Origin of the sequence: Actinoplanes sp. KI2, from assembly GCF_025630775.1 — a bacterium.
Lineage (GTDB): Bacteria > Actinomycetota > Actinomycetes > Mycobacteriales > Micromonosporaceae > Actinoplanes.
The window spans coordinates 121,580-145,456 of sequence record NZ_JAOSZE010000027.1 but is presented as its reverse complement, the minus strand read 5'-3'; the positions used below and the strand labels follow the sequence as shown (position 1 = coordinate 145,456).

25 protein-coding genes are annotated in these 23,877 nt (G+C 71.7%); 7 read left to right on the top strand and 18 right to left on the bottom strand.

The annotated features are described in order from the left end of the window. Positions 1-3 precede the first annotated feature (3 nt). The 11 genes from ODJ79_RS27880 to ODJ79_RS27830 form a co-directional block, all read right to left on the bottom strand. Positions 4-1,275, bottom strand: a complete 1,272-nt coding sequence (locus ODJ79_RS27880) for an LLM class flavin-dependent oxidoreductase (RefSeq protein WP_263026551.1) — start codon at positions 1,273-1,275, stop codon at positions 4-6. Positions 1,276-1,283: 8 nt separating this feature from the next. Further along, complete coding sequence (locus ODJ79_RS27875) at positions 1,284-2,291, bottom strand: LLM class flavin-dependent oxidoreductase (protein ID WP_263026550.1); 1,008 nt, start codon at positions 2,289-2,291, stop codon at positions 1,284-1,286. A 58-nt stretch (positions 2,292-2,349) separates the two neighbouring features. Next, complete coding sequence (locus ODJ79_RS27870; RefSeq protein ID WP_263026549.1) at positions 2,350-3,504, bottom strand: LLM class flavin-dependent oxidoreductase; 1,155 nt, start codon at positions 3,502-3,504, stop codon at positions 2,350-2,352. Positions 3,505-3,515: 11 nt separating this feature from the next. Continuing rightward, a complete protein-coding gene (locus ODJ79_RS27865) occupies positions 3,516-4,313 on the bottom strand; it encodes a DUF1684 domain-containing protein (RefSeq protein ID WP_263026548.1) in 798 nt (265 codons plus the stop codon). A 15-nt stretch (positions 4,314-4,328) separates the two neighbouring features. Then, entirely contained in the window at positions 4,329-5,720 is a 1,392-nt protein-coding gene (locus ODJ79_RS27860) for an MFS transporter (protein ID WP_263026547.1), read from the bottom strand. Between the two features lie 16 nt (positions 5,721-5,736). Beyond that, complete coding sequence (locus tag ODJ79_RS27855) at positions 5,737-6,777, bottom strand: ABC transporter substrate-binding protein (protein ID WP_263026546.1); 1,041 nt, start codon at positions 6,775-6,777, stop codon at positions 5,737-5,739. A gap of 5 nt (positions 6,778-6,782) precedes the next feature. Then, a complete protein-coding gene (locus ODJ79_RS27850) occupies positions 6,783-7,526 on the bottom strand; it encodes an ABC transporter permease (protein WP_263026545.1) in 744 nt (247 codons plus the stop codon). Further along, entirely contained in the window at positions 7,526-8,326 is an 801-nt protein-coding gene (locus ODJ79_RS27845) for an ABC transporter ATP-binding protein (protein ID WP_263026544.1), read from the bottom strand. The genes ODJ79_RS27850 and ODJ79_RS27845 overlap by 1 nt, the downstream gene beginning before the upstream one ends. Continuing rightward, positions 8,319-9,269, bottom strand: coding sequence for a TauD/TfdA dioxygenase family protein (locus tag ODJ79_RS27840; protein ID WP_263026543.1), 951 nt, complete (start codon positions 9,267-9,269; stop codon positions 8,319-8,321). Before ODJ79_RS27840 ends, ODJ79_RS27845 begins: the two co-directional genes overlap by 8 nt. 4 nt (positions 9,270-9,273) lie before the next feature. After that, a complete protein-coding gene (locus ODJ79_RS27835) occupies positions 9,274-10,188 on the bottom strand; it encodes a TauD/TfdA dioxygenase family protein (protein WP_263026542.1) in 915 nt (304 codons plus the stop codon). 135 nt (positions 10,189-10,323) lie between these two features. Beyond that, positions 10,324-10,464: a hypothetical protein gene (locus ODJ79_RS27830; protein WP_263026541.1), complete on the bottom strand. Its 141-nt coding sequence runs from the start codon at positions 10,462-10,464 to the stop codon at positions 10,324-10,326. Positions 10,465-10,539: 75 nt separating this feature from the next. On the opposite strand from ODJ79_RS27830, the gene ODJ79_RS27825 reads away from it, so the two are divergent. The 4 genes from ODJ79_RS27825 (at position 10,540) to ODJ79_RS27810 (ending at position 14,766) form a co-directional block, all read left to right on the top strand. Beyond that, positions 10,540-11,964, top strand: coding sequence for a sulfatase-like hydrolase/transferase (locus ODJ79_RS27825; protein WP_263026540.1), 1,425 nt, complete (start codon positions 10,540-10,542; stop codon positions 11,962-11,964). Then, positions 11,964-12,758, top strand: coding sequence for an NADPH-dependent oxidoreductase (locus tag ODJ79_RS27820; protein WP_263026539.1), 795 nt, complete (start codon positions 11,964-11,966; stop codon positions 12,756-12,758). The genes ODJ79_RS27825 and ODJ79_RS27820 overlap by 1 nt, the downstream gene beginning before the upstream one ends. 80 nt (positions 12,759-12,838) lie before the next feature. Further along, positions 12,839-14,434, top strand: coding sequence for an FAD-binding protein (locus tag ODJ79_RS27815; protein ID WP_263026538.1), 1,596 nt, complete (start codon positions 12,839-12,841; stop codon positions 14,432-14,434). Then, entirely contained in the window at positions 14,431-14,766 is a 336-nt protein-coding gene (locus tag ODJ79_RS27810; RefSeq protein ID WP_263026537.1) for a ferredoxin family protein, read from the top strand. Before ODJ79_RS27815 ends, ODJ79_RS27810 begins: the two co-directional genes overlap by 4 nt. 52 nt (positions 14,767-14,818) lie before the next feature. On the opposite strand, the gene ODJ79_RS27805 is transcribed toward ODJ79_RS27810, so the two are convergent. Genes ODJ79_RS27805 through ODJ79_RS27790 form a run of 4 tightly spaced genes read right to left on the bottom strand, consistent with a single transcriptional unit; the run spans position 14,819 to position 18,867 of the window. Further along, entirely contained in the window at positions 14,819-16,171 is a 1,353-nt protein-coding gene (locus ODJ79_RS27805; RefSeq protein ID WP_263026536.1) for an LLM class flavin-dependent oxidoreductase, read from the bottom strand. Further along, the gene (locus ODJ79_RS27800; RefSeq protein WP_263026535.1) at positions 16,168-17,040 is read right to left on the bottom strand and encodes an ABC transporter permease; all 873 of its coding nucleotides are present in this window, start codon (positions 17,038-17,040) and stop codon (positions 16,168-16,170) included. Before ODJ79_RS27800 ends, ODJ79_RS27805 begins: the two co-directional genes overlap by 4 nt. After that, the gene (locus ODJ79_RS27795) at positions 17,033-17,842 is read right to left on the bottom strand and encodes an ABC transporter ATP-binding protein (RefSeq protein WP_263026534.1); all 810 of its coding nucleotides are present in this window, start codon (positions 17,840-17,842) and stop codon (positions 17,033-17,035) included. Before ODJ79_RS27795 ends, ODJ79_RS27800 begins: the two co-directional genes overlap by 8 nt. After that, entirely contained in the window at positions 17,839-18,867 is a 1,029-nt protein-coding gene (locus ODJ79_RS27790) for an ABC transporter substrate-binding protein (RefSeq protein WP_263026533.1), read from the bottom strand. Before ODJ79_RS27790 ends, ODJ79_RS27795 begins: the two co-directional genes overlap by 4 nt. A gap of 417 nt (positions 18,868-19,284) precedes the next feature. On the opposite strand from ODJ79_RS27790, the gene ODJ79_RS27785 reads away from it, so the two are divergent. The 3 genes from ODJ79_RS27785 to ODJ79_RS27775 are packed head-to-tail and all read left to right on the top strand — an operon-like array spanning position 19,285 to position 20,941. Then, a complete protein-coding gene (locus tag ODJ79_RS27785) occupies positions 19,285-19,887 on the top strand; it encodes a redoxin domain-containing protein (protein WP_263026532.1) in 603 nt (200 codons plus the stop codon). A gap of 60 nt (positions 19,888-19,947) precedes the next feature. Then, positions 19,948-20,361 carry a CBS domain-containing protein gene (locus tag ODJ79_RS27780; RefSeq protein ID WP_263026531.1) on the top strand — a complete coding sequence of 138 codons (414 nt, stop codon included), beginning with the start codon at positions 19,948-19,950 and terminating at the stop codon, positions 20,359-20,361. Between the two features lie 13 nt (positions 20,362-20,374). Further along, positions 20,375-20,941, top strand: a complete 567-nt coding sequence (locus tag ODJ79_RS27775; RefSeq protein ID WP_263026530.1) for a hemerythrin domain-containing protein — start codon at positions 20,375-20,377, stop codon at positions 20,939-20,941. Here the strand turns inward: ODJ79_RS27775 and ODJ79_RS27770 are convergent. Genes ODJ79_RS27770 through ODJ79_RS27760 form a run of 3 tightly spaced genes read right to left on the bottom strand, consistent with a single transcriptional unit; the run spans position 20,919 to position 23,877 of the window. Next, positions 20,919-21,857 (bottom strand): glycosyltransferase family 9 protein, encoded by a 939-nt coding sequence (locus ODJ79_RS27770; protein ID WP_263026529.1) that lies wholly within the window; start codon positions 21,855-21,857, stop codon positions 20,919-20,921. The two genes, ODJ79_RS27775 and ODJ79_RS27770, sit on opposite strands and share 23 nt — an antisense overlap. Further along, complete coding sequence (locus ODJ79_RS27765) at positions 21,854-22,534, bottom strand: SDR family oxidoreductase (protein WP_263026528.1); 681 nt, start codon at positions 22,532-22,534, stop codon at positions 21,854-21,856. The genes ODJ79_RS27770 and ODJ79_RS27765 overlap by 4 nt, the downstream gene beginning before the upstream one ends. Positions 22,535-22,539: 5 nt before the next feature. Further along, complete coding sequence (locus ODJ79_RS27760; RefSeq protein ID WP_263026566.1) at positions 22,540-23,877, bottom strand: PfkB family carbohydrate kinase; 1,338 nt, start codon at positions 23,875-23,877, stop codon at positions 22,540-22,542.

Below are 23,877 nucleotides of genomic sequence, written 5' to 3'. Positions count from 1 at the left end.
GCCTCAGCGTCCGGGCGCCGGCAGCTCCAGATGCTCGCGCAGGGTGTGGCCGGTGTACGCGGTGCGGAAGATGCCGCGCTCCTGCAGCTGCGGCACCAGGCGGTCGACGATGTACTCGACCGAGCCCGGCAGCAGCTGCGGGATGATGTTGAAGCCGTCCACCGCCCGGTCGCGCAGGTAGCGGGCCCATTCGTCGGCGACCTGGCCGGGGGTGCCGACGAAGGTGTTGTGCCGTGGGGTCACGGCGATGACCAGGTCGCGGATGGAGAGCCCGCGCTCGGCGGCCAGGCGCCGCCAGCCGGCGATGCGCTCGAGCTTGCCGGTGCGGTGCTCGATGGAGATGGTGCCGCGGGACGGGTCCAGCTCGCCGTCGGCCGGCTCGATGTCCGGCAGCGGGCCGTCCGGGTCGTAGCCGGAGAGGTCCTTGCCCCAGTACTGCTCGAGGAACGCGAGGGCACGCGGTCCGGTGGTCTGTTCGCGTTCGATCCAGGCGGCCTTCTCGGCGGCCTGCGCCGGGGTGTCGCCGAGGACCACCGACGCGCCCGGCAGGATCCGCAGCGAGTCGGCGGAGCGGCCGTGGGCGGCCAGTCGGCGGCGCAGGTCGGCGGCGTACGCGATCGCCTTGTCGTAGTCGGTGTTGGCGGAGAAGACGACATCGGCGTGCCGGGCGGCCAGCTCCCGCCCGCCCGCGGAGTCGCCGGCCTGGAACAGCACCGGCCGGCCCTGCGGGCTGGGCGGCACGGTCGGCGCCGCGGTCAGCTTGACCAGATCGGTGTGCCGCTCGACGGTCTCCCCGCGCCACAATGCCTTGGCCGCCTCGACGAACTGGCCGGCCCGCTCGTAGCGCCGCTCGTGCGGCAGCCATCCGCCGTACCGGAAGTTCTCCCCGGTCCACGCGTTGTCGGTGGTCACGATGTTCCAGCCGGCCCGGCCGGCCGAGAGGTGATCGAGGCTGGCGAGCCGCCGGGCAAGGTCGGCCGGGAAGTTGTAGGTGGTGTTCTGGGTGGCGACCAGGCCGATCCGCTCGGTCTCCGCGGCCAGGGCCGCGAGCTGGGTGATGGCGTCCGGCCGTCCGGCGACGTCCAGGTCGTGGATGCGACCGCGATTTTCCCGTACGCGTAACCCCTCGCCCAGGAAGAACGCGTCGAACAGGCCGCGCTCGAGCGTCCGGGCGGTGGCCACGAACGTGTCGATGTGGGTGTGCGAGGCGAAGTCGGGCTCGGCCCACAACAGCTGCGGCCCGACGCCGGTGAAGAACACTCCGAGGTGCAGCATGCGTCCCCCTATCGGGCGGTGGCGAACCGGTTGGCCGGGCGCGGCAGGCGCAACCGGTCCCGCAGCGTGCCGCCGGATCCCGGGCCGGGCCGGAGGGCGGCGGCCAGCCGGGGCAGGTCGGTGGCGAGCACGGCCGGGTGCAGGCGTACGCCGTCCACCAGGCCGGCCAGCCGGGCGAGCAGGGCGCGCAGTTCCTCGGCGCGGCCGGTGTGCCGGAGCCGGACCGGTGGCCCCCATGGGCGGACCGCGTCCAGGCCGGCCAGCCGCTCCGCCCCGAGCAGCACGTCGAGCTCGGCGAAGACCAGCGGCGCGCCGTCGGCGCGGGCCTGCCGGGCGCGCTCGGCCACCTCGTCGAGGCTCGGCGCGGCGATCAGCGCGACGTCCAGGCGGCCGGTGACGCCCAGCGTGTCGGCGCCGAGCACGACCACCTGGCCCTGTGGCGGCCGTGGGGTGATCAGCGGGCCGGTCACGGAGAACCGGGCGCCGGCGAAGTTCACGTGATGCACCCGGTCGGCGTGCAGGAACCGGCCGGTGGCCCGGTCGCGGATGATCGCGTCGTCCTCCCACGAGTCCCACAGCCGGCGGCACACGTCGATGACGTCCGCGACCTCGCGGCGCAGATCCTCGGCCGGCAGCGGCCGGTCGCCGACGGTGGCCAGGGCCGCCGCACTGTTGTCGGCACCGACCACCCAGCCGGCCCGGCCCAGCGACGCGTGGTCGAGCGAGGCGAGCTGGGTGGCCAGATGGAACGGCTCGGTGACGGTGACGTGCAGGGTGGGCGCGATACCGATCCGGCGGGTGCGCCGAGCCAGATAGGCGGCGCGGACACCGGCCTCGAGCCGGAGACCCCCGCCGGGCGGCGGCAACGCCGAGTCGGCCTGCGTGACCAGGTCGAACCCCGCTGTCTCGGCGGCTCGCGCCGCCGCCTGCCCGGCGGTCGCCGCCGCGAGCGAATCCCCATCCCCGTCGGCGGCAGGATGTGCGCCGGCTCCGTCGATCTCCACTGCGAAGTACATCGAACCCCCCGGTCGCCCTCCTCCGCAAATCCTATCGGCGAAATAGGCCAATTGGCGTTCACATGTGTGTACGGCTGCCGCGGTTGCGCTTCTCGACCTCCGCGGCGGCGTCGGCCACCGTACGGCCGTGTGCGGCCGGCCGCCCGCCGTAGGGATCCTGGTCGCTCCAGAGCGTCGTGGGCGCGGCCTTGCGCACGACCGGGATCACCTCGGCGGCCAGGCGTTCGAGCATGTGCAGTTGCTGCTCGTGCGGGATCATCGTGGGCAGACTGAACGACTGCAGGTCATGCCGGTAGGCCTCGTGGAACCAGAGGATCTTCTCGGCGATCTGCTGCGGCGAACCGACCAGGACCGGGCCGCGGGCGACCGCGTCGTCGATGGTCGCGAAGGTCATCTCGTTGCCGGGGGTGTGGTTGCCCGGCTGGTTGAAATAGGCGACCAGCCGCTCGTACGTCGGGCCGAACGCCTCCCGCGCCTGCTGGGTGGTGTCGGCGAGGTAGAGGAACCCGGCGCCCGCGGCAACGTAGGCCAGGCGCGGATCGTGGCCGTGCTCGGCGTACCGCCTCCGGTAGTGCTCGATGAGGACCGTGTAGTTGTCGCGGGGCTGGATTGCGTTGGCGGAGAAGAGCGGGTCGCCCCACCGGGCGGCCAGCTCCGCCGAGGTCTGCGTGGTGGCCGAACCGTGCCAGACCCGCGGTGCGCCGGCGTACGGCCGCGGCAGGCTGGTCACCTCGTGCAGCGGGCCGCGGAACCGGCCCTGCCAGGTGACGCTCTCCTCCCGCCACAGCCGCCGCAGCAGCTCGTACTTCTCGGCCAGGGCGTCCCACTGCTCGCCGTTCTCGACGTTGAACATCGGCAGTTGCCGCAGCTCGTTGCCCTTGCCGATGACCAGCTCCAGCCGGCCGCGGGAAAGCTGGTCGACGGTGGCGTAGTCCTCGGCGACGCGCAGCGGGTCGTGGATCGACAGCACCGAGACCCCGGTCTGGATCCGCACCCGGCTGGTGGTCGCGGCGATCGCGCCGAGCAGCACGGTGACCCCGCTGGACAGGAACGCCCCGGCGTGCCGCTCGCCGAGCGCGACCCCGTCGTAGCCGAACTGTTCGGCGTACCGGGCCGCGGTGAGGGCCTGCGCGAACCGCTCGTCGGGCCGGATCTCACGGCCGGTCACCGGGTTCGTGAGGTGCGGCAGGATGTCGAGGACCTGGAATCGCACCGCTGCCTCGCCTATCTCGCCGGGGCGAGGCGTTCGTACGGGATCTTCTCGCCGGCCTCGACCGCGATCGGCAATCGGTTCTCCGCCGGGGGCAGCGGGCAGGTGGCGAAGTCGGTGTAGGCGCACGGCAGGTTGGTGGCCCGGGTGAAGTCGAGCACCACCGTGCCGTCGGCGGCCGGCGGTTCGATGGCCAGGCTACGATTCGCCGCGTACGTGGTGACGCCGGACGTCCGGTCGGCGAACAGGGCGAAGAACGAGCCCGGCGTACGTCCGTTGAAGACGGTCAGGGCGAGCGGCGTGCCGTCCACCTCGAACTCGACGCGACCCGGCGACTCGTACACGTGCTCCAGGCCCTCGACCGCCGCGCCGACGGTGACGTCGCGGGGCGCGTCGAACGGCACGAACCGGCCGGTGACCACCCAGCGGGGGTCCGGCTCGTAGGCCGGTGTGCCGTGGAACGCCAGGCGCAGCGGGTGGTCCGGATGGCGGGGGCGGACGATGTCGAAGCCGCCGCGCTTGGCCACCTCGATCACGGCGTCGCCGGCCCGGACGTTGACGCCGCTTCGCTCGCCGATCACGCCGAACGCGTGCCGCCCGGTCACCGTGCGGCCGTCGACGATCAGCGTCTCGCCGTCGGCCAGGTCGACGACCACGCCGTCGGCCCTGGTCGACCACTCGCCGGGCGCGTCGGGAAAGCGCCGCGGGATGCCGGTGAGGAAGTTCAGGCTGGTGATGGCGAGGAACCCGTGCGGGTCGGCCAGTTGACGTTCGTGCTCGGCATGCCACTGCGCCCACGGCTGTACGGTCATGGCCCGAGCCTATCCCTACTCGCTAGATAGGAATACGGGTGCGTGTTCACGGACTTGTGACAGAGTCGTGTCGGGCCCCGCTTCGGGCCGCAAGCCGAGCAGCGCGGCACCGAGCAGCGCGACGCCGAAGACGGCGAAGCAGACCGTGTAGGCGGCCGGCGACGGCTGGCCGTCGACGGTGGCGGTCGCCGCCAGCAGCATGCCGGCCAGGTTCGTGCCGAGCGTGCCGCCGACCGTACGCATGATGGTATTGATGCCGGTGGCCACCCCGGTCTGATCGGCGGGCACGGATCGCACGGTGCGAACCGCCACCGCCGCGAACGCCAGCCCGATGCCGGCGCCCTCCAGCAGCAGCGCGAGCAGCAGGCTGACCCGGCTGCCGTGGGCCACCGCCATCCAGCCGTAGGAGACCGCCGCCGCGAGGCCGCCCAGAAACAGCGCGGACCGTGGCCCGGACGCCTCGCCGATCCGCCCCACCAGCGGGGTCACGGCAAGCGTCCCGGCCGCCGTCGGCAGCAGGTAGAGCCCGACGGCGGCGGCCGGCGCGCCGAACCCGACGCCGGTCCGAGGGTCCTGCTGGACGAGCAGCGGCACGATCATCCAGGCGGCGAACATGCCGAGGCCGAGCAGCAGCGTCGCAACGTTGGTGTCCCGCATCTGCGGCCGCCGCAGGGTGCGCAGGTCGACCATCGGCTGGGCGGCACGCAGCTCCCACCACGCCCAGCCGGCGGCGAGCGGCAGCGTAATTCCGGCGAGCGCCAGCACCGTGCCCGGACGGCCCGCGGGCAGTTCGGTGATGGCCATGAGCAGCGTGGTCAGCCACCCGGCGAACAGCAGGACGCCGGGCACGCTGATCCGCCCAGCGTGGACCCGCCGAGTCTCCGGCGCGAACTTCAGCGTGGCACCGGCCGCGGCCACGGCGAGCCCGGCCGGCAGCCAGAACAGCCAGTGGTAGGAAAGCAGCTCGATTACCGGGCCGGCCAGCAGGGTCGCGGCCGCGCCGCCGACGCTGAGCACCGCCGAGATCGCCGCGATCGCCCGAGCCTGCAAGCCGGGCGTCACGTGGTCGCGGATGATCGCGAAGGCGAGCGGGAAGACCGCACCACCGGCGCCCTGGATCACCCGGCCGGCCAGCATCGTCGGAAGGTCCTGAGCGACCGCGGACAGGGCCGCACCGGCCGCGAGCGCGGCCAGGGACCCCACCAGGGCACGCCGCTTGCCGAACAGGTCGCCCAGCCGGCCGATCACCGGGGTGAGCACCGACGCGCTCAGCAGGTACGCGGTGAGCAGCCATGCGACGCCGCTCGCCGTGGTGTCCAGCTGCCGCTGGAACGTTCCGAGCGCCGGAACGACCAGCGACTGGAGCACGGAGTAGGAGGCGGCGGCGCCGCACAGCACGACGACCACCGCCGCGCCAGAGGTGCTACGAGGACGCGTACGGGTTGAAGGCATTGGTGTAGAAGTCGCCGGGCTTGACCTGACCCGCCGTCAGCTCGCCCTTGCGGGTCAGCTGATCGATGTAGAAGTTGATGTCCTCGTCCTTGATCAGCGCGTTGGGACGGCTGCCGAACGGGTAGACGTACTTGCTCAGTGACTCGTCGCCGTTGAAGTCCTTGATGATCGCGGCGGCCTTCTGCTGCAGCTCGGCCGGGTGTTCCCAGGCCCAGGTCCAGGCCTTCACATAGCCCGCGACGAACTGTTTGACCGCCTCCGGGTGCTTGTCGAGGAAGTCCTGTGAGAAGGCGAAGCCGCCGGTGACGAAGTCGCCGAGCATGTCCCCTTCGGTGGCGACCACCTTCACGTTCGGGTCCTCCTGCCCCTTGTTGTAGGCGGGCGTCCAGGAGTAGGCCGCGTCGACCTGGCCCTGCCGCAGCGCCTGGATCTCGTTGGGCGGGGCGACGACCACGTAGTCGATCTTGTCGGGGTCGGCGCCGCCGGCCTGCGCCCACTTGCGGATCGCGTATTCGGCCTGCGCCGAGCGGACGTTGACGCTGACCTTCTTGCCCTCGAGGTCCTTGGCGGTGGTGATGTTGCTGCTCTTCTTGGCGAGCAGCCCGCCGATGGAGATGGTTTTGCCGTTCAGGTCCTTGGTGAGGGTGGTGCCGGCCGCCACGATCGCCTTGATCTTCAGGCCGGAGACGTCGGCGTGGATGATCGGGGCGGTGTTGGTCCACGCGATGTCGTTGGAGCCGGCCGCGATGGCCTGGATGTCCTCGGGCCCCGACTTGGAGATGCCGACGCTCTTGATCTGCACGCTGGTGCCCTCGTAATAGCCCAGCTTGGTGGCCAGCTCGAACGGCGCGATCGAGCCGTACGAGGCGCCGCTCTGGTAGCGGAAGACCACCTTGGGGCCGCCGGCCGCGGCCGCCGCGCCGGACTCCGGTTTCACGTCGGCCTCGCCGGCCTTGCCCGCGCAGCCGCCGAGCAGCAGGGCGGTCGCCAGCAGAGCGATGGTACGTCTCATCGGGGTCACCTTTCTTTCCATCGGGTGGCTCGGCGTTCGAGGCGGACCAGCGCGATGTTGGTGGACAGGCCGAGAATCGCGAGGATCACGATCGCGGCGTACATCTTGGGGATGAGGAAGGCGTACTGGCTGTTGATGACCAGGGCGCCGATGCCGGCCTTGGCGCCGACGTACTCGGCGACGACCAGCATGAGGATCGAGAAGGTCGCGCCCAGCCGGATGCCCGTCATGATCGAGGGCACCGTGGCCGGCAGGATCACCCGGCGGAACAGGTCGAGACGGCGGGCGCCCATCGACCGGGCCGAGGTGACGACCACCGGGTCGACGTCCTTGACCCCGGCGATGGTGTTGAGCAGGATCGGCCACACCGTGCCCCAGAAGATCATGACGACCTTCGACGTCTCGCCGATGCCGAAGAACAGGATGAACACCGGGAACAGCGCCAGCACCGGGGTCTGCCGCAGGGTTTGGACCAGCGGGTCGACGTACTCCTCGACCTCGCGGAACCAGCCGATGAGCAGGCCTGCCGGCACCCCCACGGCCACCGCGAGGGCGAAGCCCTCGAAGCTGCGCGACAGGCTGATCGACAGGTGCTCCCAGATCTCCCCGGTCACGAACAACTGCACGGCGGCGCGCACCACCGTGGAGAACGGCGGCAGGTAGCCGGGTTCGACGAGCGTGCGCGGCAGGACCTCCCAGAGCGCCAGGAAGGCGGCCAGGACCACGCTGCGTTTGAGTCCGCGTCTCATCAGCCGACCGCCACGAGCGGCATCTCGGATTTCAGCAGTGTCCACAGGTCGTGGCGCACCTGGGTGAACTCGTAGCTGGTGCGGATGTCGTCCGCGCGGGAGGCGTCCAGCTCGACGTCGACGATCTGCTTGATCCGGCCGGGGCCGGCGGTCATCACGGCGACGCGTTGGCCGAGGTAGACCGCCTCCTCGATGCTGTGCGTGATGAACACGACGGTCTTGCGGGTCTGCTGCCAGATCCGCAGCAGCTGGCCCTGCAGGCTCTCCCGGGTCTGCGCGTCCAGCGCCGCGAACGGCTCGTCCATGAGCAGCACGTCCGGGTCGTAGGCCAGCGCCCGGGCGATGGCGACGCGCTGCTTCATGCCGCCCGACAGGGTGTGCGGGTAGTTGTCGGCGAATGCGGTCAGTCCGACCAGGGCGAGGTGGTCGGCGGCGATCCGGGCCCGTTCCCGGCGTCCGACTCCCTTGGACTGCAGGCCGAACTCGACGTTCTCGCGGGCCGTCCGCCAGGGGAAAAGGGCGTACTGCTGAAAGACGATCCCGCGGTCGAGGCCCGGGCCGACGATCGGTCGGCCGTCGAGCAGCAACTCCCCGTCCGTCGGCCGGTCCAGGCCGGCGATCAGGTTCAGCGCGGTGGACTTGCCGCATCCGCTGGGACCCACCACGACGAGGAACTCCCCGTCGCGGACGTCGAGGTCCAGGTCGCGCAGCGCCACGAAGCCGGGGCCTTCCCCGCCCGCCGGGGCGGGGAAGGCCTTGGTCACGCCGCGGGCGCTGACCTTGATACCGGCTTCAGACACCGGAGACCGCGGGTTCGCGCTGGGCCCGGAACTCGGTACCGGAGATCAGTTCCGAGACGAAGCCGTCCGGGCCGACCGGGCGGTCGCCGATCAGCGTGACCCGGTGCAGGGTGCGTTCGACGTCGAGATGCTCGAGGTCCTCGGGGGCGAGGTGGGCGGTGGCCGGGTTGTCCCAGAACGCGATGTCACCCGGACGCCAGCGGAACCGCACGGTGTAGGCGGGCCGGGCGATCTGGCTGAACAGCAGGTCGAGGATCTGCCGGCTCTCGGCCGCGGACAGCCCGAGAATCTTCTTGGTGAAGCCCGGGTTGACGAACAGCGCCCGCTCGCCGGTCTCCGGGTGGACCCGCACCACCGGGTGCACCGCGACGAGGAGGTTCTTGCTGATGCGCTCCTGATAGCGGCCGCTGTCGTCGGTCTCCGAGCCGGCCAGGAAGCGGTGCTCGGCACGCAGCCCGTCGGCGAGCCGGCGCAGCGGCTCGGACAGCCCCTCGTACGCGGCCACCAGGTTGCTCCACGCGGTGTCCCCGCCGAACGGCGGCACCGTCTCGGCACGCAGGATGGACGCGGCCGGCGGGTTCACCGCGGCGGTGACGTCGGTGTGCCAGCCGGAGTAGTAGCTGTACTGCCGGCGGGTCTGTTGCCGGCGGTCCAGCCCGTACAGCTGCTCGTAACGCCGCGGGTCGATGGTGAGGATCTCCGGGAAGTCCTCCGGCGGCGCGTCCTCGTGCGGGTGGGCGTGGGTGAGCTCGCCGAACTGGCGGGCGAAGGCGATCTGCCGGCCGTGGTCGAGGTGCTGACCGCGGAAGAAGATCACCTTGTGGGCGAGCAGCGCGGCGCGGATCGCCGCGACGGTGTCGGCGTCCAGCGGCGCGGACAGGTCGACTCCGGAGATCTCCGCTCCGATGTGGCCGGCGACGCGTTCGACGGTGATCGTGGACATGGTCCTACCTTCCGGGGGTGTAGTGGTCGGCGGCGTCGCCCTCGAGGATCTGGCTCGGCCGGCCGTCGATCCCGGCCGGCACGTCGCCGGCGACGGTGACGCGGAACAGCTTGCGGGGCTGGGTGCCGTAGTCGTCGGGGGCGTAGTGCTGGGTGATGCGGTTGTCGAAGACGACGACGTCGCCGACGTTCCACTGCACGCGCAGCACGTTCTCGGGGCGGGTGACGTACGCCTGCAGCAGGCGCAGGATGTCCCGTGACTCGGTGCCGGACAGCCCGACGATCCGCTGGGCGAACCCGCCGATGAACAGGCCGCGCTCGCCGCTCTCCGGGTGCACCCGGACCACCGGGTGGGCGGTCTGGTAGCGGCGGGACACGAACACCTTGTGGTATTCGGCCGCCTCCTCGGTGGCGAACTGGGGCTGCACGTAGTCGTAGTCGTTGGTGTGCACGGCCTGCAGCGAGTCGGCCAGCACGCGCAGCGGCTCGGGCAGGTCCTGGTAGGCGGCGGCGGTGTTGGCGATGAGCGTGTTGCCGCCGTACGGCGGGATGACGTCGGCGCGCAGCGTGGAGACACTGGGCGGGCTCTGCACGAAGGTGACGTCGGTGTGCCACTGGTTGGCGCGCACGCCCTCGTCGCCCTCGACCGGCAGGATGTTCGGCCGGCCCTCGACCGACGGGACGGTCGGGTGGGCGGTGGTGAGCGGGCCGAACCGGGCGGCGAACCGCAGCTGCTGTTCGTCGTCGAGGTGCTGGCCGCGGAAGACGAGCGCCTTGTGCGCCAGCAGGGCGGCCCGGATCTCGGCGAACACCGCGTCGTCGAGCTCGGAGCGCAGGTCGACGCCGCGGATCTCGGCGCCGATGCGGCCACCGATCCGCTGGAGATCGAGCGCGACGGTGGGGCGGGTGTCTACGGACATGGTTCCTCCCGGATAGGGGTGTTGCGGAGTGGACCGCGCGGCAGCCAGGCAGCGCGGTGCACGAGGGACTGCCGCGGCACCGGTGCGCACGGCTGGGCAGCGGGATGAGCTGCGCGAGAAAGCGGAGAACGCGGGTCAGCGCTCGAACGGCTGACAGACGGCGCTGGCCACCCGCCCCAGATCCAGGTAGATCCGGGCGATCGGGTGGAAGGCCACGCAGCCTCCGGCGTCACGCACCGCGTCGGCGGCGAGACGGGTGGAGGGGTGCGTGGTCATGTCCCACATCAAATATCCCGAACTCCTATATGTCAAGTATGGATTTGGAGGCCGCGTCGCCGTAGCGTGACTGAGATGAACGCCCCGCTGCCTGACCGCCGCGCCGACTGGTTCCCGCCCGAGCGGCCCTACGCGGCCACCGGCGCCGGCCGGCCGAAAGACCGGCCGAACATCGTTTTCGTCTTCGCCGACGACCTCGGCTGGGGCGACCTCGGCTGCTACGGCTCGCTGCACCACCACACGCCGGTGCTCGACCGGCTGGCCGCCGACGGGGTGCGGCTGCGCCACGGGTACGCGGCGTCGCCGACCTGCTCCCCCACCCGGATCGCGCTCTACACCGGACGATTCCCGGGCCGGCTGGCGGCCGGGCTGCAGGAGCCGTTGGTGCAGCGGGACGAGCACAGCGGCATCCCGCACGCGCATCCCACCCTGCCCTCGCTGCTCAAGGACGCCGGCTACGACACCGCCATGTTCGGCAAGTGGCATTGCGGCTGGCTGCCCTGGTTCAGCCCGGTCAAGGCCGGCTTCGACGTCTTCTTCGGCAACCTCGACGGCGCCCTCGACTACTTCAGCCACATCGACAGCAAGGGCCAACCCGACCTGTACGAGGGCGAGACGCCCGTCGAGCAGACCGGCTACTACACCGAGATCGTCAGCGCCCGCGCCGCCGAGTACATCCGCGCCCGCGACCCCGGAGAGCCGTTCTACCTCCAGGTCAACTACACCGCGCCGCACTGGCCGTGGGAGGGACCCGGGGACGAGGCGGTCAGCGCGAAGGTCACCGCCGCCACCCGGCGGACCCAGCTCACCGGCCTCTTCCACTTCGAGGGGGGTTCGCTCGACACCTACCGGCGGATGGTCGAGGCCCTCGACACCGGGATCGGCCAGGTCCTCGACGCCCTCGACGAGAAGGGCCTGCGCGACAACACCGTCGTCGTGTTCGCCTCCGACAACGGCGGCGAACGGTTCGCCTTCCTCTGGCCGTTCGTCGGCGAGAAGGGCGACCTCGAGGAGGGCGGCGTCCGCGTACCGTTTCTCGTTCGCTGGCCCGCCGCCATCGCCGGCGGGCAGGTCACCGACGTACCCACCATCACCATGGACTGGACCGCCACGCTGCTCGACGCGGCCGGCGCCCGGCCGCACCCGGACTACCCGCTCGACGGCGTCTCGCTGCTGCCCTGGCTGCTCGACGGCGACCCGCCACCGGAACGGGATCTGCTCTGGCGCACTCGCGGGCAGGGCGCCGTCCGTCGCGGCCGGTACAAGCTGCTCGTCGACCGGACCGCGCAGCCACTGCTGCGCTGGCTGCCCGCCGGGCCGGGCGAGAGGGTACGGCTGTTCGACGTCTCCTCCGACGGCCGGGAGAAGGCCGACCTCTCCGGCGAGGACCCGGCGCTGACCGCCGAGCTGCTCGACGCCTGGCGCACCTTCGACAAGGCGCTGCTCCCCTATCCACCGCCACGCCGGCGCGACGACCGGACGAACGGAGAGGCCGACTGATGTCCATCACCGCGCGATACGGCGACGACACCGCCACCCTCGACATCCTCAACGACGTCCTCGCCGTACAACTGGCTCACCGCTCCGTGCGCAGCTTCCTGCCCCGCGAGATCGGCGACGACGAGCTCACGGCGATCGTGGCCGCCGCCCAGTCCGCGCCGACGTCCTCCAACTTGCAGGTGTGGAGCGTGGTCGCCGTTCGCGATCCGGCTCGCAAGGCGCGACTGGCCGCGCTCGCCGGTGGCCAGGCCTTCATCGCCCAGGCGCCGCTGTTCCTCGTCTGGGTCGCCGACCTTGGCCGGGCCCGCCGGCTCGCCGACCGTGCCGGGACGCCGCTGGACGCCGCCGACTACCTGGAAACCACCATCACCGGCTTCATCGACACCGCCCTGGCCGCCCAGAACGCGGTGGTCGCCGCCGCGTCGCTCGGCCTGGGCACGGTCTTCGTCGGCGCCGTGCGCAACCACCCCGAACAGATCGCCGCCGAGCTGGCCCTGCCGCCGCACACCGTCGCCGCCTTCGGGCTGGCCGTCGGCGAGCCCGACCCGACCGAGAACGCCGGCATCAAGCCCCGCCTGCCGCAGGACGCCGTCCTGCACCGCGAGCAGTACGACACCGCCGCCGACGCACACATCGACCCGTACGACCAGACCCTGAAGACCTACAACACCCGTTTCGGGCTGTCCGGCGCCTGGAGCGACCGGGTCCTCGCCCGGCTCGCCGGCCCGGCGTCGATGGCCGGCCGTCACGAGCTGCGCTCGACACTCGAGCGACTCGGCCTGCCCTCGCAGTGACCAGCGCCGCCAAAACCGCACGGTGACCCGTGCTGCCGAAACCGCACGGTGACCCCGGTCGCCGAAACCCAGGAGGAACCGTGATCGACATCTTGGACCTCACCGCCGACGTCCTGGTCGCCGGCGGCGGCCCGGCCGGCGCGTGGGCCGCGCTCAAGGCCGCGCAGGCCGGCGCCGACGTCGTCCTCGTCGACAAGGGATACACCGGCACGAGCGGCGCCACCGCCTCCGCCGGCACCGGCGTCTGGTATGTCGAGCCCGAGGCCGGGGCCCGCGAGGCGGCCATGGCCAGCCGGGAGAGCCTCAACGGCCACCTGTCCGACCGGCGCTGGATGGCCCGGGTCCTCGACCAGACGTACGCGAACATCAATGAGCTGGCCACCGCCGGCCGTTACCCGTTCCCGGTTCTGGACGACGGCTCCGAACTGCGCCGCGGCGTGCAGGGTCCGGAGTACATGCGCCGGATGCGCGCCTGGCTCAAGCGCAGCGGGGTCCGCATCCTCGACCACAGCCCCGTCCTCGAACTGCTCACCGACCCGATCGGCGCGGTCGCCGGAGCCGCCGGCCATCGGCGGCAGCTCGGCCGGCCCTACCGGGTGCGGGCCGGCGCCGTGGTCCTTGCCACCGGCGGCTGCGCGTTCCTCTCCCGGGCGCTGGGCTGCGACGTCAACACCGGCGACGGCGCCCTGTTCGCCGCCGAGGTGGGCGCGACCTTCTCCGGCATGGAGTTCTCCAACGCGTACGCCATCGCCCCGGAATTCTCCACCGTGACCAAGACGGCCTATTACAACTACGCCACCTTCTACCGCGAGGACGGCAGTGTGCTGGCGGGGGCCGGCAGCCAGGGCGGCCGGTCGGTCATCGCCCGCGAGCTGCTGACCGGGCGGGTCTTCGCCCGCCTCGACCGTGCCGACCAGGCCGTGCAGGCGGCCATGCGGCGCGGCCAGCCCAACTTCTTCCTCCCCTTCGACCGGATGCGCATCGACCCGTTCACCGATCGGTTCCCGATCACCCTGCTGCTGGAGGGCACCGTCCGCGGCACCGGCGGCATCCGGGTGGTGGACGACGACTGCTCGACCGGCGTGCCGGGCCTCTACGTGGCCGGCGACGCCGCCACCCGGGAGCTGATCTGCGGCGGCTTCACCGGCGGCGGCTCGCACAACTCCGCCTGGGCCATGTCCTCCGGGACCTGGGCGGGCACGGCGGCGGCCCGGCACGCGACGGCGCTCGGGCCGGCCGCGAGGCGGCGCAGGCTGGTCGCCGCGGGCCGGGCGGGACTGCGCCCGACCGGCGCGGAACTGGGGACGCACGACGACATCGTGCGAGCGGTGCAGGCCGAGACACATCCGTACGAGAAGAACTACCTGCGCCGCGGTGACGTGCTCGCCGGCGCGCTCGCCAACCTGGACGAGCTCTGGACCTACACCGGCGCGCACACCCGCGGCCCGGACCCGGTCGGCGCGCGGCAGGCGGCCGCCATGGTCGCGCACGCCCGCTGGATGTACACGGCGGCCCTGGCTCGCACCGAGTCCCGCGGCATGCACAAGCGCCTGGACCACCCCTCGGCCGACCCGGCCTCGCGGCACCGGCTCATGGTCGGTGGGCTCGACGAGCTGTGGACCGCGGCCGACCCGGTGCGCCCGCACACCCCGCTCGACCTGGCGGTGGCCTCGTGATCGAACTGGTCAGCCCCGGCCGGTGCATCACCTGTGACCGGTGCATCGAGGCCTGTCCCACCAACGTCTTCGACCGCGGCGCCGACGGCATCCCGGTGATCGCCCGGCAGTCCGACTGTCAGACCTGCTTCATGTGCGAGGCCTACTGCCCCACCGACGCCCTGTTCGTGGCGCCCACGGCCGCCCCGCTGCCGGCCGGCGACCCGCTGCGCGACGAGGACCATCTCGTCGCCACCGGACTGCTCGGCAGCTACCGCGCCGGCATCGGCTGGGGCCACGGCCGCACCCCCGGATCCCGCCTCGCCGTGGGCCCTGACATCACACCCCCGTGATACAGCAGGTGGTGTGCCCACATCGGGCACACCACCAGTCCGAACCGAGGCGTTACGAGAGAACCCCCGCTCGCCGGCCGGCCGTGTTCCGGTTCTCCGGCCGGGGCAGTCCTAGGTGCTCCCGCAGCGTGTGACCCGAGTACTCGGTACGGAACAACCCACGTTCCTGCAGGATCGGCACGACCTGGTCGACGAAGGCGTCCAGCCCGGCGGGCAGCACCGGGGGCATGACGTTGAACCCGTCCGCGGCACCCTCGTCGTACCACCGCTGGATGGCGTCGGCGACCTGGACCGGTGTGCCGGCGAAGGTCAGGTGGCCGCGGCCGCCGCCGAGGCGGGCGATCACCTCGCGCACGGTGAGCCGTTCCCGGCGGGCCAGGTTGACCACGAGCGTGCGGCGGCTCTTGGCGCCCTCGATCTGCTCCTCCTCGGGCAGCCCGGCCGGCAGTTCGTCGTCGAGCCGCAGGTCGGCCGGGTCGACGCCGAGGAGCTCGGCGAGCTGCGGCAGCGCGTACTCGGGGCGGATCAGGCGGTTGAGCTCGGCCTCCCGTTCGCGTGCCTCGGTCTCGGTGGACCCGATGACCGGCACGATGCCCGGGAGGATCTTGACGTGGCCGGGGTCGCGGCCGAACTCCAGGGCCCGCCGTTTCAGGTCGTCGTAGAACGCCTGCGCGTCGCCCAGTGTCTGATGTGCGGTGAACACCGCCTCGGCGTACTTCGCCGCGAAGGTGCGGCCGTTCTCCGAGGATCCGGCCTGGACCAGCACCGGATGGCCCTGCGGCGAGCGCGGGACGTTGAGCGCCCCGGCCACGCGGTAGAACCGGCCGGCGTGGGCCGGCGGGTAGATCTTGGCGTTGTCGCCCCAGACGCCGGACTCCTTGTCGGCGAGGATCGTGTCGTCGTCCCACGAGTCCCAGAGCTTCAGCGACACGTCGACGAACTCGGCGGCCCGCTCGTAGCGTTCCTTGTGCGCGGGCAGGTGGTCGAGGTTGAAGTTGCGGGCCGCGTCGAGCCCGGCGGTGGTGACGATGTTCCAGCCGGCCCGGCCGCCGCTGACCTGGTCGAGGGAGGCGAAGCGGCGGGCCAGGTTGTACGGCTCGTTGTAGGTGGTGGACGCCGTGGCGATCAGGCCGATGTGGGTGGTGGCCACGGCCAGCGCGGTGAGCAGCACGGTCGGTTCGAGCGCGCCGGCGGGACGGCGGGCCACGTCGCTCCAGAGAACGGGGCCGTCGGCGAGGAAGAGCGAGTCGAGCTTGCCGCGCTCGGCCGTCCGCGCGAGGTTCGTGTAGTGGGCGACGTCCACGTGGGCGTACGGGTTGCTCTCCGGCAGCCGCCAGGAGGCCTCGTGGTGCCCGACGTCCATCAGAAAGGCGTTCAGGTGCAGGTGTCCGGGGCGGCGGGTCATGAGGTGGTCCTCCAGGTGGAGAAGCGGCGTTCGAGCGCGATGAGTAGCTGGTTCACGAGGAGGCCGATGGCCGAGATGGTGATGATCCCGGCGTACATGTCGGGCACCGCGAAGTTGTACTGGGCGTAGTTGATGAGGTAGCCGAGACCGGACTTCGCGCCCACCATCTCCGCGGCGATCAAAATCAGGATTGAGTACGCCCCGGCCAGCCGGATGCCCGTGAAGATCGTCGGTACGGCGGCGGGCAGCACGACCTTCTGGAACAGCCGCAGCGGACCGAGTCCGAGCGAGCGCGCCGACTTGATCAGCAGTGGATCGACGGTACGGACGCCGCTGATGGTGTTGAGCAGGATGGGCCAGGCACACGCGTACGTGATGATGGCGATCTTGGAGGTTTCGCCGAGCCCGAGGATCAGCACGAAGACCGGCAGCAGCGCCAGCGCGGCGGTGTTGCGGAAGATCTCGAGCAGCGGGTTGAGCAGGTTCGCGACCGGCTTGTACCAGCCGATCACCAGGCCGAGCGGGATGGTGATGGCGATCGCGAGGGCGAAACCGGACAGCGACCGGATCAGGCTGGCCTCGGTGTGCTCCCACAGCTGGCCCGATCGCAGCAGCTCCCACCAGTCGGCCAGCACCTCGGACAGCGGTGGCAGGAAGATCGAGTTGACCAGGCCGACGCGGGGGAAGACCTCCCAGATGACGGCCAGGGCGACCACGGCCGCCGACCGGGTGGTGACGGTGCCGGCTCCGCGCAGGACGCGCCTGCGCCAGCCGTACGACGTGGGTGGGGTGACGGCCTCGGAACCGGGCCGCGGCACGCCGGCCTGGGACGGCCGGATCGTGACCCGAGTTTCGGTGACGCTAGACACCGGCGGTCTCCTTCCGTGTCCGGCCCAGCTCCGCGCTGCGGGCCTTGTCGACCTCGTCGCGCAGCAGGCTCCAGATCTCGTGCCGGTAGCGGGCGAACTCCGGGTCGCTGCGCAGGTCCGCGGTGGCCGACCGGGAGGTGATCGGGATGTCCACGACCTGTTTGATCCGGCCCGGCCGGGAGGTCATGACGGCGACCCGCTGGCCGAGGTAGACGGCCTCCTCGATGCCATGGGTGATGAAGACGACGGTCTTTCCGGTCTGCTCCCAGATGCGCAGCAGCTCGTCCTGCAGGCCGTCGCGGGTCTGCGCGTCGAGCGCCGCGAACGGCTCGTCCATCAGCAGCACCTGCGGGTCGAAGGCGAGGCTGCGGGCGATCGCCACCCGCTGCTTCATGCCGCCGGACAGCTCGTGCGGGTACCGGTCGTGGAAGCCGGACAGGCCCACCAGGTCGAGGTACTCGCGGGCGCGGGCTGGCCGCTCGCGGCGGGGCACATGCTTGGCCTCGAGTCCGAACTCGACGTTGCCCTGGGCGGTGCGCCAGGGCAGCAGCGCGTACTGCTGGAAGACCACGCCACGGTCCAGACCAGGTCCGGTGACCTCCCGGTCGTCGATGGTGATCCGCCCGCTGGTCGGCGTGGCCAGGCCGCCGAGCAGATCGAGCAGGGTGGACTTGCCGCAGCCGCTCGGGCCGACGATGACCAGGAACTCGCCGTCGCGTACGTCGAGGTCGATGCCGTCGAGGGCGGTCACGCTGGTGCCGCGGGCGTGGAAGACCTTGCCGACGTTCTCGAAGCGGATCATGCGGCGCCACCGCCGGTCGCGTACGGGTTGAACTCGTTGGTGTAGATGTCGGTGGCCTTGACGTCCTTGCCGTTAAGCTCGCCGGCGCCCTTCAGCCAGTCGATCCAGGTGCTGAACTCCTTCTCCTCGATGACGCCGCCCTTGCCGTTGACGCCGTAGCTCTTCCAGAACTGCAGCTGGGTGTTGTCCTCGTTGCGGGCCCGCTTGGTGAGGATCTGCTGGAACCGGGCGATGACCTGGTCGCGCGGGGTGGTGCGGGCCCACTCGACGGCCTTCGCGACGCCGGCCACGAAGGTCTTCACCGTGTCCGGGTTCTTCTTGATGAAGTCGTTGCGGAAGACGTAACTGCCCGCGGTGAAGTTGCCCAGAAGCTGGTAGTCGGTGAAGAGCGGCCGGATGCCGCCGTGGGCGAGCGCCTTGTCGCGCAGCGTGCCGCCGAGCGCGCCGGCGTCGATCTGCTTCTGCCGCACCGACTGCTCGGTGTTGACCGGCGGCACCACGACCAGCTCGACCTGCTTGATCTCGTCCGGGGTGAGGCCGGCCCGGGTCAGATAGGTCTTGATGACCGCCTCGTGGTGCGCGCCCAGCGTGTTGACGCCGACCTTCTTGCCGATCAGGTCACGGGCCGTCTTGATCGGACTGTCGCCGAGCACGTAGTAGCCGGTGTACGAGTCCTTGTCCACGCCGTAGTAGCCGATCACCGCCTTGATCGGCGCTTTGGCGGCGGCGAGCTTGACGATCGCGCCGTTGAACGCGCCGCCGAAGTCGGTGTCGCCGGTGGTGGCCGCCTGGATGTCCTGCGGGCCACTGATCGTGTTGCCGATCCACTTGAGCTTGACGTTGCCCAGGTAGCCGAGGTCCGCGGCGAGCTCGGGCAGCGTCACGGCGCCCACCGAGCCCTGGTATCGCAGCTCGGTGACCTCCTTGCCGCCGGCCGAGCCGCTGGAGGACCCGCAGCCGGTGAGGGCGGTCGTCGCGAGGACGGCGCCGGCCAGCGCGGTGGCCAGGACGGTTCTGCGTTTCATGGAGATCTCCTGCGTCTTTACGTCGAAATTTCGGGTATGCGGCGATGCCCGTTCCGTGCGGCGTGGCGCACGGAAGGCGGCGAAAGTGGTGCACGGAAGGTGGCGGAGACGGGGCCGGTCCGCCGGCGTCGTCGCTCGGTTCGGGTCGGCTCAGGGGAGATGGCGGGGCGCGCGCGCTTCGCCGTCGAACCTCAACAGGTGCTGCTGGACACCCGGAGGAAGTCGACGAAGCGACGCTTGGTGAGAGGCGTGCTCCGGTTCATGAGAGCAACGTAGACGCCGCCATCCGGGCGCGTCAGCTACTTTGTGACCGGAGTCACATATTATTCCTATGGGCGAACTAGGTATTTGACAAATCCTACTTTTCGAGTAGGTATTATGACCTCCCCCGCACACCCCAGCGATAGGGAGAGCTCGATGAGAACGTCGGTGCGCAGCCCGGGACACCCGATCCGGCACGGAGTCGACGACCAGGCATTCCGGCTGCAGTTCGACGGCGGCGCGATCTGGAACCGGATGGTCGCCGCCGGTCACCGCCTGCCCGACATGCCGCTGGTCGAGGTGGATCTGGGACCGATTCACCTGAACCGGCTACGCGACACCGGCCCCGTCGTCCTCGTCTTCTTCCGGCACGCGGCGTCGCCGGAGTGCGAGGCGGCCCTGCGGAGATACCGCGACGCCCTCGAGCCCACGCTGACCGCGCTGGACACCCACCTGGTGGCCGTGAGCCCCCAGGCACCGGACCGCCTGCAAGCCGTCAAACGGCGAAACGATCTCGGCTTCTTCGTCGCGTCCGACGGCCGGCACGCGCTGATCGATGCCTTCAACATCGGCTTCACCAGCACCGGCGCCGACGTCATCCTCGGCACCGGACGCTCCGTGCTCCCGTTCGCCACGGTGGTCGCCGCCGACCGCGCCGGCGTCATCCGCTTCGCCGACATCCATGCCGACTGGTCCACGACCACCGACCCGGAACGAGTCCTCGCTGCCGTACGCACCATGAGCCGATCCGCCGGCTGACGGTTGCATCCCGTGAACCGGGGTACGCAATCGATAACCAGAACCGGACGGAGGCCCAGCATGAGCACCGCACGAGAGATCATGACTTCCGACGTCACCTGTGTCGGCGAGAACGAGACCGTGGCCGTGGCCGCGCAGAAGATGGCGGACCTGGGCGTCGGGTCCTTGCCGATCTGCGGCGACGACGACCGGCTCAAGGGCATGGTCACCGACCGCGACATCGTGATCCGGGTGATCGCGAAGGGCCGCGACCCCAAGAACGTCAAGGCCGGCGAGCTGGCCCAGGGCAAACCGGTCACCATCGGCGCCGACGACGACACCACCGAGGTGCTGCGCACCATGGCCGGGCACAAGGTGCGCCGGCTGCCGGTCATCGACGGGCATCAGCTCATCGGGATCGTCGCGGTCGCCGACGTCGCGCGGGCGCTGCCCGACCGGCCGGTGGGCGACCTGATCGACGCGATCAGCTCCTGAGGTGGGGGGAAACATGGCCGAGAACGCCAACACCCCCGACGTGGTCGACGTGCTGACCGCCGACCACCGTGACGTCACCGCGCTGATCGGCGAGATCTGGACCATCCGCGACCCGATGATGCGCCGCGACCTGGCCGACACCGCGATCAGCGAGCTCGTCCGGCACGCCGTCGCCGAGGAGATGTACGTCTACCCCGCGATGCGCGAGCACCTGCCGGACGGCGACAAGGCCGTCGCGCACGACACCGAGGAGCACCAGGAGCTCGAGGAGGCCATGAAGGACCTCGAAGGGCTCGAGGTGAACGACCCGCGGTTCGACCAGACGCTGCGCCGGCTGGAGACCATGCTCGCCGACCACATCCAGGACGAGGAGTCCGAGCAGTTCCCCGAGCTGCGTCAGCGCATTCCGCGCGACGAGCTGGTGACGATGGCGGCCAAGGTCGAGCGGGCCAAGAAGCTGGCTCCGACCCGGCCGCACCCGAGCGCGCCGCACAGCGAGCTGTTCCACAAGATCGCCGGCCCCGGTGTCGGCCTGGTGGACCGACTCCGGGATCTGATCACCCAGCGCGCGACCCGCTGAGCGTGCCGAGGACGTCCGTCACGGCGTCGAGCACCTCGCGCTCGCCGACGGCGAGCAGAGCGGGATGCACGCCGGGGCCGCTCTGATCGCCCGGCTCGCTCCGGGTGCCGTGCCAAATCGCGCGGTGGTACGAGCCGGGCGGCGGCCCCCAGCGCCGCGGCGACATCGGGCCGAACAGCGTGACCGACGGCGTGCCGTAGGCGGTGGCCAGGTGCGAGATCCCGGTGTCGCCGCTGAGCACGAGACGAGCGTGTGCGACCAGCGCGGCGAGCTCGGCCAGGCCGGTCACCGGCAGCTGGGCGGTGGGCAGCCCGGCGCGCTCGGCCACCCGTACCCGCAGATCCTGCTCGCCGGCGGAACCGGTGATCACGACCCGGTGTCCCGCCCGGGTGAGATGCCGGGCGACGGCCGCGAAGCGGTCGGGCGGCCAGCGGCGCGCCGGTGACTTCGCGCCCGGATGGATGACCGTCACGCCGCGCGGCACCGGCAGCCGCGGCACCGCGAGGGCCAGATCGGTCTCGTCGGTCGCGACGCCGTAGTGCCGCAGCAGCCGGCACCAGCGGTGCACCTCGTGCTCCTCGTCGATCCAGCCGGGACCGTCGAGGTGGTCGCCGTCCGGGTTGGCGAACGCCCACAGCCTGTCCGGGGCGGCGGCGTGCAGCAGGCGATGCGACTCGGGGCCACGGCCGTGCAGGTTGACCGCGAGCCGGGGCGGCGCGACGTCCCAGCGGTGCAGAGTGAGCCCGTCGGTGGGCAGCACCTGGCTGACCCCGCCGATCAGGTCGACCAGTGGGGTGAGCCACCGCGGCGCCGCGAGAGCCAGCGGCTCGCGATAGTAGGCGGCGGACAGGCCGCGCAGCGCGGGCACGGCGGTGACCAGGTCGCCGACGCCGAGCGCGCGGAGCACCAGGATCACGGGTACGAGGCCTCCTTCTCGGCGGCGACGACCAGTTCACGCACCGAGCAGCCGGGCGGCCGGGTGAGCGCGAAGACGACCGCGGCGGCGGTGTGCGCGGGGTCGTTGAGCGAGGCGTCCGGGCCGGGCTTGTACCGCTCCTCGCGGTCGTCGAAGAACCGGGTCCACATCCCGCCCGGGATCAGCAGCGTGACGTTGACCTGGCCGGCCAGTTCGGCGGCGAGCGACCGGGTGAAGCCGACCACGCCGAACTTGGCGGCGCAGTACGCGGTGGCGTCGCCGACCGCCTTGACGCCCAGCGTGGAGGCGACCGTGACGATGCCGCCGTGCGACCGTTTCAGCGCCGGCAGCGCGGCCCGGATCACCGCCGCGGTGGCCAGCAGGTCGACGGTGACGATCCGCTCCCACACCTGCGCGGGGACGTCGGCCAGCGCGCCCGGCACGTCGAAGCCGGCCGCGGTGACCACGCCGTCGATCGACCCGCCGGCCAGCTCGATCGCCCGGCGGGTCGCCTCCTCGGCGGCGCGGGTGTCGGCCAGGTCGCACTCGACCCATTCGAGGCCGTCGGCGGGCCGCTGCCGGTCGATGACCAGCGGCCGGCCGCCGTCCTTGGCGACCGCATCGGCCACCGCGGCGCCCAGGCCGCTCGCGCCGCCGGTGATCAGTACTGCGTCCATCGGGGTTACCTCCTGCCGCCGCGGGCCGCGGCGATGGTTCGGGTGGTGGATCGTCCGTCCAGGTACGGCACGATGACCGTCTGCCCGCCCCAGCGCTCGACCAGCGCCGACTCGGGCAGCTCCGGGCCGCCGTCGGCGTAGTCGCCGCCCTTGACCCAGATGTCCGGGCGCAGCCAGGACAGCACCGCCTCGGGGGTCGGCTCGTCGAAGACCACCACCGCGTCCACGCAGTCCAGCGCGGACAGCAGCCGGGCCCGGTCGTGCTGGTTGTTCAGCGGGCGGTCCGGGCCCTTGAGGTCGCGGACCGAGGTGTCGCTGTTGAGGCAGACGACCAGGCAGTCGCCGAGCTGCCGGGCGGCGCGCAGGGTGGCCAGGTGGCCGGTGTGCAGCAGATCGAAGCAGCCGCCGGTGGCCACCACGACGCCGTTGCGCGCCCGCACCTCGTCGATGGTCGCCCGGTGGTCGTTCTTGTCCTTGCTGTCGTGGCCGATATGGGCGGTGGCCGCCGAGACCGCCCGCTGCACGGCCTCGGACAGCAGCGCCCCCTCGGCCAGCGCCAGTGCCGCGGTGACCGCGAACCGGTCGCCCGCGCCGCACGTGTCCCCCTCGGCCACGTACGGCGCGGGCACCACCAGTGGAGTAGGTCCGGAGTGGCACAGCACCGCACCGCCCGGGCCGCAGGTCACCGCGACCGCGGCGGTCCGCCAGCGCTGCCGCAGCACGTGCCCGGCGCGCTGCGCCGTGGTCAGGGTGGAGCCGTCCCCCGCGTCGCCGGCGAAGGCGCACACCTCGGCGAGGTTCGGCGTGACCAGGCGGCAGTCGGCGACCGGGGCCGGGCCCCTCGGGTGCGGGTCCCAGACCACCGGCGCGGTGGCCCGCTCGAGCGCTGCGCGCAGCGCCGGGTGCCGAGCGACGCCCCGGCCGTAGTCGCTGACCAGGATCGCGTCGACGTCGCGCAGCACGTCCAGGGCGGCCGGCGGCGCCTCGCCCGGCGGCTCGGGGTCGCCGCCGCGGTCGAGGCGCAGCAGCACCTGACCGTTCGCGCGCAGCCGTACCTTCTCCGGGGTCGCGCCGGGCAGCGGCAGCGGGTACAGCTCCACGCCGGCCGCGGTGAGTAGCTCACTCAGCCGGGCCCCGGCGGCGTCCGAGGACAGCGCGGTGATCAGCGCGACCCGGTGCCCGTCGCCGGCGGCCAGCAGCGCCGCCAACCCCGCGCCGCCCGGTCTCTCGTGGACGGTCCGCTCGTCGAGCACCGGCGCCGGCGCGTCCGGCGCGATCCGGCTCACGTCGCCGTCGACGTCCCGGTCGAGCAGCGTGTCACCGACAATGACCAGCCTTCTCAT